Origin of the sequence: Ekhidna sp. (assembly GCF_039960695.1) — a bacterium.
Lineage (GTDB): Bacteria > Bacteroidota > Bacteroidia > Cytophagales > Cyclobacteriaceae > Ekhidna.
The window spans coordinates 225,786-239,808 of the sequence record NZ_JBDVKP010000006.1 but is presented as its reverse complement, the minus strand read 5'-3'; the positions used below and the strand labels follow the sequence as shown (position 1 = coordinate 239,808).

Annotated in this window: 11 protein-coding genes; 4 read left to right on the top strand and 7 right to left on the bottom strand. The window is 39.4% G+C overall.

Features of this window, described 5'->3' with window-relative positions:
- Position 1 precedes the first annotated feature (1 nt).
- The 4 genes from ABJG98_RS04810 to ABJG98_RS04795 form a co-directional block, all read right to left on the bottom strand.
- A complete protein-coding gene (locus ABJG98_RS04810; protein ID WP_348278344.1) occupies positions 2 to 1,207 on the bottom strand; it encodes a saccharopine dehydrogenase family protein in 1,206 nt (401 codons plus the stop codon).
- Positions 1,208 to 1,250: 43 nt separating this feature from the next.
- Positions 1,251 to 3,875, bottom strand: a complete 2,625-nt coding sequence (locus tag ABJG98_RS04805; RefSeq protein WP_348278343.1) for a DUF5916 domain-containing protein — start codon at positions 3,873 to 3,875, stop codon at positions 1,251 to 1,253.
- A gap of 116 nt (positions 3,876 to 3,991) precedes the next feature.
- The gene (locus tag ABJG98_RS04800; protein WP_348278342.1) at positions 3,992 to 5,275 is read right to left on the bottom strand and encodes an outer membrane beta-barrel protein; all 1,284 of its coding nucleotides are present in this window, start codon (positions 5,273 to 5,275) and stop codon (positions 3,992 to 3,994) included.
- Entirely contained in the window at positions 5,256 to 5,813 is a 558-nt protein-coding gene (locus tag ABJG98_RS04795) for an RNA polymerase sigma factor (protein WP_348278341.1), read from the bottom strand. The genes ABJG98_RS04800 and ABJG98_RS04795 overlap by 20 nt, the downstream gene beginning before the upstream one ends.
- 78 nt (positions 5,814 to 5,891) lie before the next feature.
- On the opposite strand from ABJG98_RS04795, the gene ABJG98_RS04790 reads away from it, so the two are divergent.
- A complete protein-coding gene (locus tag ABJG98_RS04790; protein ID WP_348278340.1) occupies positions 5,892 to 7,184 on the top strand; it encodes a type IX secretion system plug protein domain-containing protein in 1,293 nt (430 codons plus the stop codon).
- Here ABJG98_RS04790 and ychF read toward each other — a convergent pair whose 3' ends face one another.
- On the bottom strand, positions 7,185 to 8,282 hold the full coding sequence (gene ychF / locus ABJG98_RS04785) for a redox-regulated ATPase YchF (RefSeq protein ID WP_348278339.1): 1,098 nt from the start codon (positions 8,280 to 8,282) through the stop codon (positions 7,185 to 7,187).
- A 140-nt stretch (positions 8,283 to 8,422) separates the two neighbouring features.
- Positions 8,423 to 8,782: a DUF3276 family protein gene (locus tag ABJG98_RS04780; protein ID WP_348278338.1), complete on the bottom strand. Its 360-nt coding sequence runs from the start codon at positions 8,780 to 8,782 to the stop codon at positions 8,423 to 8,425.
- Between the two features lie 114 nt (positions 8,783 to 8,896).
- Between ABJG98_RS04780 and ABJG98_RS04775 the strand changes: the two genes are divergently transcribed.
- Positions 8,897 to 9,796, top strand: a complete 900-nt coding sequence (locus ABJG98_RS04775; protein WP_348278337.1) for a DUF58 domain-containing protein — start codon at positions 8,897 to 8,899, stop codon at positions 9,794 to 9,796.
- A gap of 7 nt (positions 9,797 to 9,803) precedes the next feature.
- On the opposite strand, the gene ABJG98_RS04770 is transcribed toward ABJG98_RS04775, so the two are convergent.
- The gene (locus ABJG98_RS04770) at positions 9,804 to 10,148 is read right to left on the bottom strand and encodes a 4Fe-4S dicluster domain-containing protein (RefSeq protein WP_348278336.1); all 345 of its coding nucleotides are present in this window, start codon (positions 10,146 to 10,148) and stop codon (positions 9,804 to 9,806) included.
- 96 nt (positions 10,149 to 10,244) lie between these two features.
- Between ABJG98_RS04770 and ABJG98_RS04765 the strand changes: the two genes are divergently transcribed.
- The gene (locus ABJG98_RS04765; protein ID WP_348278335.1) at positions 10,245 to 11,246 is read left to right on the top strand and encodes an acyl-CoA reductase; all 1,002 of its coding nucleotides are present in this window, start codon (positions 10,245 to 10,247) and stop codon (positions 11,244 to 11,246) included.
- 111 nt (positions 11,247 to 11,357) lie between these two features.
- Complete coding sequence (acnA, locus tag ABJG98_RS04760) at positions 11,358 to 14,018, top strand: aconitate hydratase AcnA (protein WP_348278334.1); 2,661 nt, start codon at positions 11,358 to 11,360, stop codon at positions 14,016 to 14,018.
- The last annotated feature ends 5 nt before the right edge of the window (positions 14,019 to 14,023 follow it).

The window sequence follows — 14,023 nt, the reverse complement described above, 5'->3', positions numbered from 1 at the left end:
TTCAGTCCATTCCAAGATCTAAATCATGCTCTTCATGCCATGGAAGGCCTGATATTGCGAGTTTTTCCAAAAATGGGTCAGAATCAAATTCTTCTACATTAAACACACCTGCTCCCGTCCACTTACCAGTCAGCATCATATAAGCCCCGGTCATTGCAGGTACCCCGGTAGTATATGAAACCCCTTGAGCTCCAGTCTCATCATATGCGGTTTTATGACTGCAATTATTCCAGATATAGTAGGTTTTTTCTCTTCCGTCTTTCACCCCTTTGATTCGACATCCAATGGAGGTTTCTCCTTCATAGTTTTCACCTAAATCGCCCGGATTAGGAAGTACTGCTTTTAAAAACTGGAGCGGTACAATTTCTTTTCCTTCATAGTTGACCGGCTCAATTGAAGCCATACCGATGTTTTGAATAACTCTTAAATGTGTCAGGTATTCATCACCAAAAGTCATCCAGAAACGAGCTCTTTTGATGGAAGGATAATTCTTCACCAATGACTCCAACTCTTCGTGAAAAAGCAGGTATGAAGGCCTCTTGCCTATATTTGGATAGTCCAGATTCTTTCTAAACTCAAATGGATTGGTTTCCACCCATTTTCCGTCTTCCCAGTATTTACCTTTTTGAGTAATCTCCCGAATATTAATTTCAGGGTTGAAGTTGGTTGCAAATGCTTTCCCATGATCGCCAGCATTGCAATCTACAATGTCTAAATAATGAATCTCATCAAAAAAGTGCTTCACGGCTCTTGACGTAAATACACCTGTTACTCCAGGGTCAAAGCCGCATCCAAGTACTGCAGTAAGTCCCGCTTCTTTGAACCTATCCTTATATGCCCATTGCCATTTATATTCAAATTTGGCTTCTTCTGGCGGTTCGTAGTTTGCTGTATCAAGGTAATTGACTCCAGCCTCGAGACATGCATCCATGATCGTCAGGTCTTGGTAAGGTAATGCCACGTTAATGACAAGCTTTGGATCATGCTTCTTAAAAAGCGCCACCACTTGATCTACATGGTCTGCGTCTACCTGATCCGTTTTGATGGTAACTCCAAGTTGTTTATCAATATCGCTTGCGATATCATCACATTTGGATTGTGTGCGGGAAGCCAACACAATATCAGAAAAAACATCTGAATTCTGAGCGCATTTAAATGCCGTCACCCTTCCTACACCCCCAGCTCCAATTATTACTACTTTAGACATATTTAAAAATTTGAATTTCGTCCAAAGTTAGTAGGAAGATAGCTTACAAGATAAACCGATAAGTGTATTTAATTAAGAAGGTATTTGTGGCTGTAAGGTCTGTGAGTTTTGAAGATAAATCACTGAACTCATTTTGCCTTGAATTGTCAAAATAGGATCCACTATTGGCCCAAACCAGAAAAAGTGTCGAGCCAGGAATATACTCCCACCTCATGACGAAGTTAGATCTAAACTGAACAATGTTGAAATCCGGATTACCAAAACTATAATCCTCTTCAGTTGATTCAGATTCGTAAACTTCATAACTATCATCAGTTGAATTGAATACTAATTCAGTATCTTCAAAAAGTCTAAATCGTTGATTATAGTTTTCCGAATTTGGCTCATCTACACGCTTGAATTGGCTGTATTGGCCACTAGCAATGAAAGGCTGTCCCCAAAATTCAAATGTCAAATTAGGCGTTATGTTGTAATTCATCCGCACAGACATTCCATAGGTTTTTTGATCCACGCGACCAAGAATGTATCTATCCTCTCCGTTGAATTCAGCTTGTGAGATATATTGTAAATCATCTCGATTCCAATTAATATTTGGGGAAATAGAAACTTGCATCGCATCCAAAGGACGAATGTTGATATCCAAAGACACACCAGAACTCTTTCTAGAGTCGTTACGTCCCCAGTTGAACCAGTTATTGAAAGATACTCTTACTTTTTTCCTGCTATTGGAGCCAATCCAATACCAGTAATTGACATTACCAGGGTATGTGATCGATGGGCCTCCTCGCAGGTCTGCATTAGATACTCTGTTCCCTCCAATCCAAATACCTTGATTGAATCCCCAGTAATTGATGAACTCCCAGTTCATGTTCATATTCATACCCTTACCGGTGGTGACACCACCAAAGTCCATATTTTGCTCCATATACATATTGTATCGTTGGGATCTGAATAGATTGGTCACCTTATTGACTCGGTACGAACTCCAGAACCAATTATTGATATTATCCGTCACCCTCAAGAATCCAATGTCATTGAGTGCTAATCCAGGAGAACGATAATTTGTACCAACGTTCCATCTCCAATTTCCACTTCTCTTACCAAATGAAAAGCTACCTGCTGAACCAACAAGCGCTGTTCGTGTAGAATCTACCTCTTGATAGCCATTATCTGGGCGTTGAAAAAACCGTACAGATGAAGTTTGGGTTTTATGCAACGCACCTTGCGTACCATCCACTCTACTCATTGCAAATCGAAGTTCTATGCCATAATTTCGATCTTTGAAGTTATGATTAATGTCTACACCAGCGCTTTGTGCATTATTATGAGCCAATTCGAGATTGTAGCCTTCATTATCAATACGATTCATATTGGTGACCATCGCACCAATAACAGTCTTTCCTCCATTAAAATCCTGCTGGACGCGACCCACTAAGTAATTTGTATAGGGTTCAACTTGTTCTCTTCTTCTGACACCCGCGGTATCTACTACATCAATTACCTCTTTGTTGGTAAATGACTCTAAAAGCCCCCAAGAGAATCCTTTTGCATTTTTACCTGTAAGCTTCGCAGCACCTAATATTTGGGTTTGACCAGGAAAGTCTGAGTACACTACATCCTCAGGTAATCGACCGATGGGTCTTCCTCCGATTCTTCTGGAGTAAAAGAGATTATTGGGTCCTCCACTTGTACCAAAAGTTAACAGACTACTTCCTTCCAGAAAGAATGGTCTCCTCTCTTGAAAAAAGAGCTGGAAAGCCGATAAATTAACCCTTGAGGGGTCTGCATCTACCTGGCCAAAGTCTGGGTTTACCGTTAGATCTAAGGTAATATCAGACGTGAGACCAATCTTTGCATCCAAGCCTAAATTTCCTTTGATTTCCTCTCCCGTATCTCTGAAAGGATTTTCCTCTTCTTTGGGAAACTTTTCTATTGAGGCTAAGACGTATGGCTGGATTTCCAGCTGCTTCTGTGGTTTAATACCCTTAAGTCCATTCAGTTCACCAAATAAGTGTACCCAGCCAGGTGCATTAGGATCTACTGGTTGCCAGGTGGATCGTTCTTCTGTTCTGAATATTCTTCGAGTGAACTGGATGCCCCATGTATGATTTTCTTTATTGGCGAATCTTAGCTGTGAAAGGGGGATTTTAAATTCAGCGATCCAGCCTTGCTCATCGATGCTTGTTCTCAAGTACCAGATCGGATCCCAGGTACTATCCCAGTTATCTCCATTGTTGGATACGTATTCGTCTCCCTTTACTCCCGATACAGATGCTGAGAAAGAAAAAGCTGTTCTCTTATCGCCATAACTATCAATATTTATTTCCACGAAATCTCCATCAAAGCCGTCTCTTCTAGACATTCGTTTAACTATTTTTTCGGGTTCGGTATCGAAGGCTCTGATACCTACATACAAGTATTTTGCATCATAAAGGATCTTGAATTGAGTCTCCTGAAGAGGCTCCACATTGAAATCTGGTCGATGACCTACAAAGTCTCCTCCCCATTCAACTTGACTCCATGCTTCATCGTCTAGTTTACCATCTATTTCAATCTCGCTTTGTATGTGATTAGTGGTATAGGATTTGGTTGGAAAAGGATTCTCTTGCGTGTAGCCACAAAAAAATACCAATAAAGAAAACGCACACAGAGTTCTTCTTAGTTGCATCGAGTAGAGTTAGTTGACGAGCGCGCAAAAATTGCTGCAGTTGTAAGAAACAATACTCTATATATGATGTACGGTTACATCTTTTATGCGAAATAGGATTTTTTAATGATGGATGGCTACTTAAGTGTATATCTTAAGCCTGTCTGTAGGACAAATCTTGAAGGAGAATTGATCGCATCACTGATAGGTGTAATCGAATGTCTGTAATTCGGCTCTATGGTGAAATTAAACTTATTGAATATCGAATATCCCAACTCCAGACCTCCAACTCCATCAAAGGACCAGTCATTGTATAAGCTAAGATCATTGCTATTCAATATCTGCTTTGTTGGATCTGATATACTCCCATCGACTAAGTAATTCGCTGAAAGTCCGGCATTTAATCGTAAACTAAATTTCTTATTAACTACAAAATATCCGGCCTTCAGCGGAATTGATGCAATCTGGATATTGTTGTTAAGCTCCACTTCGTGATCAAAATTTTCACGAACCTCAATAGTTGCCTCACGTGATGCTAATGAAGGAGAACCCTCTCCACTTATACCATTGGAACTGTCAATGAAGTCATTATTGTCTATGGTGTAGACGTCCAAGACATTGATGGATGCAGTTCCACTATTATCCATGTTTGTGTAGGCTAAACCACTTTCAAGTGTCCATTTTTTTCCTAATTGTACTCCAAAGTCAACGCCTATTGTTGTGGCTATGCCTTGATCCATATCCTCTGTGATATTGGTTGTAGGATTAACGAAATTTCCTGATCCCAACGCTGATGCTAAAGCTCCAGGGTTTAGTGAATTTGATACGGCACCAGACTTGCCGAAACTTGAATTAAAAGTACCAGCTCCCGCTTCAACTCCTGCCCACACTTTGGTCCCAAGTGATTCATTTGACTTTCGCGGGGACAAGCCCGAACCAGCCTGGTAATAACGATAAATATCTTTTGATTCTATTGAAGCAACCAGTTCTGGTCTTTTGCGCTCAACACCTTTTATTTCATATGAAGACTGAGGCTTAGAATCTTGAACAACGATTAATTCGCTCTGAGAGGGTTTTGGCTCCATTTTATCAAAAGAAAGATCCAATGACTGATATCCCTTGGTATGGAAAGTATAGTAATTATTGTAGTCTATATCGTTTGATAGAAAGGCATTATAAGATGCAGATTCTTCTTGTGAATTTTTAATGAAAGATGGAGAGTAAATGACTCCCAAAAGCAAAACAGCAATTATAACTGCAGCAATCGACACCCACTTATACATCAAATGTTGTGACGCATAAATAGAGACCAACTCAGCATTTAACTCATTTTCAATATTCGTCCAAATGCTGTCAGGTGTCTTTTTCGTCTGCCCAACAAACTTTTCCCGGATACTATCTTCAAATTTCCCCGGACCCATATCGTATCTTATCTCTCTGCATGACCTTTTCTGCCAATAAAGTTTTTGCCCTTGAATACTGTGATTTCGAAGTTCCTTCGCTTATCTGCAGCTGCTTGGCAATTTCATGATGTTTATAACCCTCAATCGCAAATAAGTTGAATATGACCTGACATCCGGTTGGAAGCTCTTGGATTAATCCTAGCAATTCTTCGTAACCTAGTGCAGAAATCACAGACTCTTTCTCACTCCAGTTATCTAAGTCGTTTACATCCACCATAGGATATAAATAAAGTTTACTGCGTTGGTGATTGAGTGCTGTATTTACAACTATTCGCTTTATCCAATACGCCAGCGATGAATCCTTTCTGAAGTTTTTGATATTCTTGAAAACCTTAATAAAGGCTTCTTGAATGATATCCTCAGCTTCTTGTTGCATTTTGGAATATCTAAGAGCTACCAGATACATACCGTCACAGTATTTATCATAGAGTGCCTGCTGGAACTCTTTTTTGCCTTTCTGGCAGCCTTTAATCAATTTCTCTTCAGTTACCGACATTCATGCTGGTATTTAATAGACCCAAAGCTGAATATTATAGTTGTAATCTCTAATTTGGGCTTTCGTACCTCTAAAGTTATGAAGAACCTAGCGATAATTACAATAGCTCTTTTATTAGTCCATTGTGAACCCCTTGTCCCCCAACAATCGACTGCAAGTAAGCAAATTGTTTTTGACAACCATGATTATGAGGACATCATTGGCTATGCCAAAATACTACCTATAGAAAAAGGGCAAATACAAGAACTAGAAAATCCGATTGTAAGTCTCAATGATTCGGATCAACTCCTTTTATCATTCGATCTTCTGACGGATCAATTTGAAAATTTGAGTGCCCGGATTGTTCATTGCAATAAAGACTGGAAGAAGTCAGTACTTAGAGATATGGAATTCTTAAACCAGATAAATAATTACAGAATTACGAATTTCAATTATAGTGTCAATACTGTTCAACCATACATCAACTATTCACTTTCCATAAGCAAGCCAAAACTATCTGGCAACTATATTCTGATCGTCTTTCGACGCGCTAACCCTAACGATATCTTGCTTTCACGGAAATTCATGGTTGTAGACAATAAAGTCTCCATTGATCATACAGTAAGAGTGAGTACTTCAGTAAGTCGTCGGGATCTTAATCACCAAATCGAATACAGCGTCAATTACACCAACTTGTTGGTTAATACACCAACAAGAGATATTAGCACAGTTTTACTCCAAAACCATAATTGGAATACAGCGGTTAAAAATGTACCGCCAACACTAATTAGAGCAAATGAGGGCTATCTAGAATTTCGACATCTCGACTTGACAACTAATTTTCCCGGCTGGAATGAATTTCGCTTTGCTGATTTAAGAACGCTTAATGTTTCTGGTCGTAACGTGGGTCGAATAACTAACACTGGAACGCATATTTATGCACCATTGAAACTAGATAGGTCTAGAGGTAACGATACTTACACTCAAAATTTTCAAGACATAAATGGAAATTTCATCATCCAGAATTTAGATCCGGGAGAGGACTTTTTAAATGCTGATTATGCAAAAGTGAGATTTAGCTTAATATCAGATCAAATCAATGGAGAGGTTTATGTCTGGGGACAATTCAACGATTGGCAACTAAATGACCTGAATCGCATGCATTTTACAAATCAAAATGGAGTGAATCGCTACGAAACCGTAATCCCGTTGAAACAAGGCTACTACGAATACCTCTATTTCGTGCAGAGTGAGGAGCTACCTATTACTTACTTTGAAGGCAGCAACTTTCAAGCTGAAAACCAATATGAAATTCTAGTGTACTATAGAAAACCGGGAAATGTCAATGATGAACTAGTTGGCTACAAGAGGTTCAGATCCATTGAACCCTGATTAAACATTGAACCTAAAGTGCATTACATCGCCATCCTTCACCACATAGTCTTTTCCTTCGATGGCTAATTTACCTGCCTCACGACATCCGGATTCTGTTTTATATTGCTGATAATCTGGGATTTTAATTACTTCAGCTTTGATAAACCCTTTTTCAAAATCTGTATGAATTACCCCAGCTGCTTGTGGAGCTTTCCAGCCTTTTTTAATTGTCCAGGCACGAACTTCTGTTTCACCAGCTGTGAAATAGGTTATCAAATCCAGAAGTGAATAAGACGCTTTGATCAATCGATTCAAACCCGATTCTTTCAGCCCATATTCTTCTAAGAACATCTGCTTCTCTTCCGGATCTTCGAACTCTGCTATTTGTTCTTCCAGTCCAGCAGAAACAAGAATAAGTTGAGCATCTTCATTCTTAATATTCTCCGCCAGTATCTTGCTCCATTCGTTCCCAGAATTAATGGATTCTTCGTCCACGTTGGCAACGTAGATAATCGGCTTATCTGTAAGAAGCTGCAAGGTCTTAATCCAGGCTCTTTGTTCCTTATCCATCTCCAGCGAACGAGCGTTTTGTCCACTTTCCAAATGAACTTTGAATTTGAGCAAAACCTCATGTTCCGCTTTGGCCTCTTTATCCCCAGACTTGGCTATTTTTTCTACACGTTGGATACGCTTATCTACCGACTCTAAATCTTTAAGTTGAAGCTCGGTATCAATTACCTCTTTATCTTCTATTGGATCTACTTTGCCAGAGACGTGAACGATGTTGTCATTATCAAAGCATCTAACTACATGAATAATCGCATCTACTTCTCTGATATTAGCTAAAAATTGATTGCCAAGACCTTCTCCTTTACTTGCTCCTTTTACGAGACCTGCAATGTCAACAAACTCCATCACCGTAGGAAGCACCTTCTTGGGGTTTACTAAATCCGAAAGAATTCGTAAACGCTCATCAGGAACAGTAATCACACCAACGTTTGGTTCAATGGTACAAAAAGGGAAGTTAGCTGCCTCCGCTTTCGCATTTGAAAGTGCATTAAAAAGAGTAGACTTACCCACATTCGGTAATCCTACAATTCCACATTGTAATCCCATAGATGAAAAATTTTGAATTTTGAAAGTCACAAGACTTTCGGGGCGCAAAACTAGTTGATAAAATAAAAAAGCCCTCAGGAAATTTTCCCGAGAGCCTCTCTCTTCATACTTACTAAAAAAGTTGTCTTAAAATTACTTTATTAATCCCACTTTAGATCAGAGTCAGAATCAGAAACTTCCCCACTTGTTACTGCTTGTTGTCCTTCATCATTATCTCTATCAAACTGTGTGAAGTCTACCTCTGGCAACAATTCTTCCTTCACGTGATTCACGGTGGAATTTAGTGCGTCCACAAATTTGTTGAAATCTTCTTTGTATAAGAATATTTTATGCTTTTCATAAAAGAAACCATCATCTTTAGGTTTTCTCTTACTCTCTGTAATTGTTAGGTAATAATCGTTTGATCGTGTCGCTTTCACATCAAAAAAGTACGTACGTTTTCCCGCTTTTACTCTCTCTGAATAGATCTCGTCTCTTCCTTTTTCGTTATTATCTTCCACTTGCTTAAAATTTGTGTTAGGTGTTAGTTTTTTTTGCTAAAATCGGGCTAAATATACGGCATTATCTTTTTTATCTGCAAAATCAATCAATGATTAGCTCTTGATAATTCAATTATGACAACAAACATTTCAGAAATTAATCAATATGACAACCTTGGTTTAATAGCGAAACAGCTGGTGGATGGGTTCATCACAGGCCTTCATAAATCCCCATATCATGGTTTTTCAGTTGAATTTGCTGAGCACAAACTCTACAATCATGGTGAAAGTACACGGCATATTGATTGGAAGGTCTTTTCACGAACGGATAGGCTTTACACCAAGCAATATGAAGAAGAAACTAATTTAAGATGTCGGATTTTGGTAGATAATTCGGCTTCTATGCATTATCCAACTCCCGGAAAAGACAAGTTAAAGTTTTCAGTTTTTGCAGCATCTGCCCTGTCTTACTTACTCACCAAGCAAAGAGATGTGGTTGGTTTATCCGTTTTTTCTGACAAAATCGAGGAAGAAACAGACCTTAGAAGTACAAAAGCTCATTTAAATACCATTCTCTCCAAACTTTCTGAGTTGGAGAAAATAACACCTGAATCCAAAACAGATATCAGCTCAGTACTTCACCAAATGGCTGATAAGATACACAGGCGATCCTTGGTAGTAATTTTCTCAGACATGTTTCAAAATGATAATGAGGAAGACTTATTGAATGCACTTCAACATTTGAAACACAACAAACATGAGGTCATTCTCTTCCATGTTTCCGATTACTCAAGTGAACTCAATTTTGAATTTGAAGATCGACCTTACAAATTTATTGACCTTGAGACAAAGGAAACTGTAAAAGTCAATCCACATGAAGTAAAAGATCTATATAAAAAAGAGATGACCAAATTTTATCAAGATTTAAAAATCAAATGTGGTATGATGAAAGTGGATTTTGTTCCAGTTAACACCAATGATTCATTTGATAAGGTTCTTGGAGCCTACCTTATAAAGCGAAAGAAAATGCGTTAAACCTCTCTTAGAGGTGTAGCCATTCTTTTTTAGCTGTAAGCTCTTCTTCTGTCTCTTCATAATCGGGATCTGGTACACAACAGTCTACGGGACAAACAGCAGCACATTGCGGTTCTTCATGAAATCCTGTACACTCTGTGCACTTTCCAGGGACGATGTAGTAGAACTCGTCAGAAACCGGTTCTTGGATTTCTTTGGCATCCACCTTGGATCCATCTTCCATTTCAATGTCCTTCAGGTCGGTGCCATCGGCCCACTTCCACTCAACTCCACCTTCGTAGATTGCCGTATTTGGACATTCGGGTTCACATGCACCACAGTTGATACATTCATCGGTGATCATTATTGCCATAGAAAAACGCTTTTTTATCGTGTTCTAAATGAGGGAACAAAATTAATCGCAATAAGTTTGCAGCCCAACCGGCAATACAGACAATTTCAAATTTTTATGAATATTCAAGACAAAATAGGTGCATTTGCTAAACTTGGAGAGAAAATAACTCTACTCACAGACACTGAAGTACAGCAATTAGCGTCATCTGCTAAATCCCAAAATGGCTGGTTTTCATACGAAAGTGTGAGAAATGCGCTCGAAGGCATCAGCTTTATGCTTGAAGAGCACAAGCTATATGAATGGGTAGGACGCTACAACCTTGAGCATATTACACCAAAGGTGGTGGGCATTGTAATGGCAGGCAATATTCCATTAGTAGGGTTTCACGACCTACTTGCCGTTTTGATTACCGGGCACTTTGTTGCCGTAAAGCCCAGCAGTGAGGATAAAATCCTAACTCAACAAATAGTTGATTGGATCATTGAGGTTGAGCCGCGTTTTAAGAAGAATATCGAGATTAGAGAAAAGTTAACCAATATAGATGCAGTAATTGCAACAGGCAGTGACAATACAGCTCGCTACTTCGAATACTATTTTAAAGATATTCCTAGCATTATAAGAAAAAACAGAACCTCTGTAGCCATTCTAAATGGAAAAGAAAGCAAGGAAGAGCTCGAAGCACTTGGTGAAGATATCTTTTCATATTTTGGACTCGGATGTAGAAATGTATCCAAGGTATTCACTCCAAAAAGCTATGATTTTAAAAAAGCTTTCCCGCATTTTGAGAAGTTTCAGGATGTGGCCAATCATAACAAGTACAGAAATAACTACGATTATTATAAATCCATCTATCTGGTGAATAAGACACCGCATTTAGATACTGGCTTTCTCCTTGTCAATTCAACAGATGAATTAGTTTCTCCAACCAGTGTATTATTTCATCAAGCGTATGATTCATTGGAAAATCTAAAATCCATCCTGGATTCACGCACAGAGAAAATACAATGTATTGTCGGAAAAGGCTTTATCCCTTTTGGTAAAGCACAGCGTCCAGAACTATGGGATTACGCAGATGATGTGGATACCATGGAGTTTCTTTCCAAAAACGTGATCTAATCTTTGCTATTTTATGTTGTTTAAAACAATTGCATGAAGCAATAGCTAAATCAATTATCTTTGTCGGCCCTCATGAGGAGGATCATTTATTAATCTTAAATCATTAAACATATGCCTCAAGATTTTCTCGGAATCGAAAAACAACTCTCTACCCAACTTGGCACCCACAACTATTTCAGCCTTAGAGAACTGGCTAAAAAAGAAGACGTTGTAAATAAGCTCCCTTATTCCATTCGAATTCTTCTTGAAAATACTATCCGGAACTATGATGCTTTTGCCGTCACAGAAGAGCATGTAAACACCATTCTAAATTGGAAGGAAACTGCCGGTGTTAAAGATATTCCTTACAGCCCAGCAAGGGTGCTGATGCAAGATTTCACAGGAGTTCCAGCGGTTGTTGATATTGCTTCCATTAGAGCTGCTGTAGCAGCCAAAGGAAAAGATACTGCTCAAACAAACCCAATTGTGCCGGCAGATATGGTAATAGACCACTCAGTAGTGGTAGATCACTTCGGTAAAGCAGACTCGTACCAAAAAAATGTTGATCTGGAGTATCAAAGAAATGAGGAACGATATAAACTGTTGAAATGGGGACAGCAGGCATTCACAAACTTCTCTGTTGTGCCTCCGGGAATGGGAATCTGCCACCAAGTCAACCTTGAGTATTTAGCAAAGGGTGTAATCGAAAGAAATGGGTACTTGTTTCCTGACACACTCGTGGGAACCGACTCTCACACACCGATGGTAAATGGTATTGGCGTTCTCGGATGGGGTGTTGGAGGTATTGAAGCGGAAGCAGCAATGCTTGGACAACCTATCTATATGATCCTGCCGCAAGTAATTGGATTAAAGATCACTGGAAAGATGAAAGAAGGTAATACTTCAACTGATCTTGTGCTCACCATCACCCGCCTCCTCAGAGATTATGGAGTTGTTGGTAAAATAGTTGAGGTTTTCGGACCAGGACTTGCCAATCTTGCTGTTACGGATAGAGCGACTATCTCAAACATGTCTCCAGAGTTTGGATGCACTGATACACATTGGCCAATCGATAGCCAAACACTTGACTATATGCGCAAGACGAATCGTCCAGCTGCCCATATTGATATGGTGGAAGCATATGCCAAAGAGAATATGTTATGGAGAGACGATAGTGCTCAGATTGAATATACAGATGTAATAGAACTTGATCTTGACACGGTAGAGCCAACCATCTCTGGACCGAAAAGGCCACAGGATAAGATCTTGCTAAGAAATGCGAAGCCTCAAATGAGCAAGCTTCTGGATGAGTACAAGTCTAAAAGGCAAAGCATAGAAATTAAGACAAGAGATTATGGTGACTTCACATTAAACGAAGCTGATGTTGTGATTGCTGCGATCACTTCATGTACCAATACCTCCAATCCAAGCGTGATGCTTGGTGCAGGACTTGTTGCTAAAAAAGCGCTGGAAAAAGGCCTTCAGGTAAAGCCTTGGGTTAAGACTTCTTTAGCTCCTGGATCACGAGTTGTAACTGAATATCTTGAAAAATCTTATTTACTAAAGGAATTGGAAGCATTGAAATTCTATGTTGTAGGATACGGATGCACCACTTGTATTGGAAACTCTGGTGACATGATTCCTGAAGTACAAAAGGCAGTGATTGATAATGACATGGTTGTTTGTTCAGCGCTTTCCGGAAATAGAAATTTTGAAGCAAGAATTCATGCAAACATTAAAATGAACTTCCTTGCCTCTCCAATGCTTGTTGTGGCTTATGCGATTGCAGGTACGATGGATTTTGATATGAACAATGATTCACTTGGTACCGATCAAAATGGGAATCCAGTTTATCTTAAAGATATATGGCCTTCCAATGCTGAAATCAATGAGGTGATGAGCAAGGTGGTAACACCGGAAGATTACGCTAAAACATATGCAACAGCATTTGATGGAGATGAAACCTGGAAAGCACTAAATGCTCCAAAAGGTCAAACCTACGATTGGGATCCAAAATCTACCTACATACAGGAAGCTCCATTCTTTGATGATATGTCTGAAGAAGTTCCAGAGCCTAATGACATCAGGGGTGCAAATGTTCTTCTCCAATTAGGAGACATGGTAACTACAGATCACATTTCTCCAGCGGGCAAATTCCTACCTGAACATCCTGCCGGACAATATCTGGTAAACAATGGTGTAGAGAAGAAAGACTTCAACTCTTATGGTTCCAGACGAGGAAACCATGAAGTGATGATGAGGGGAACATTCGCAAATGTTCGAATTAAGAATAAGCTCGCATCGCGAGAAGGTGGGTGGACGAAGTACATTCCAACCGGCGAAGAGATGCCCGTTTTCGATGCATCCATGAAATATCAGGAAGCGGGAACTCCACTGGTCGTTATTGGTGGTAAAGAATACGGTTCAGGATCTTCCAGAGATTGGGCCGCCAAGGGGACTCAATTGCTGGGAGTAAAAGCAGTGATTACTGAAAGCTATGAACGTATCCACAGGTCTAACCTTGTGGGCATGGGTGTATTACCACTACAGTTTCAAGAAGGAGAAACCCAAGATACATTTGGGTTGACTGGTGAGGAAACGTATGACATCACCGGAATCTCAACTAATCTAACTCCAGGTAAATTAGTAGACGTAACTGCTACTAAGAAAGATGGCTCTAAGGTTGAATTTAAAGCGTTGGTAAGATTGGATTCAGGAGTGGATGTAGAATACTATAAGCATGGTGGAATCCTCAACTATGTGTTGAGAAACTTTCTTAAAAGTGATAACTAAGAATT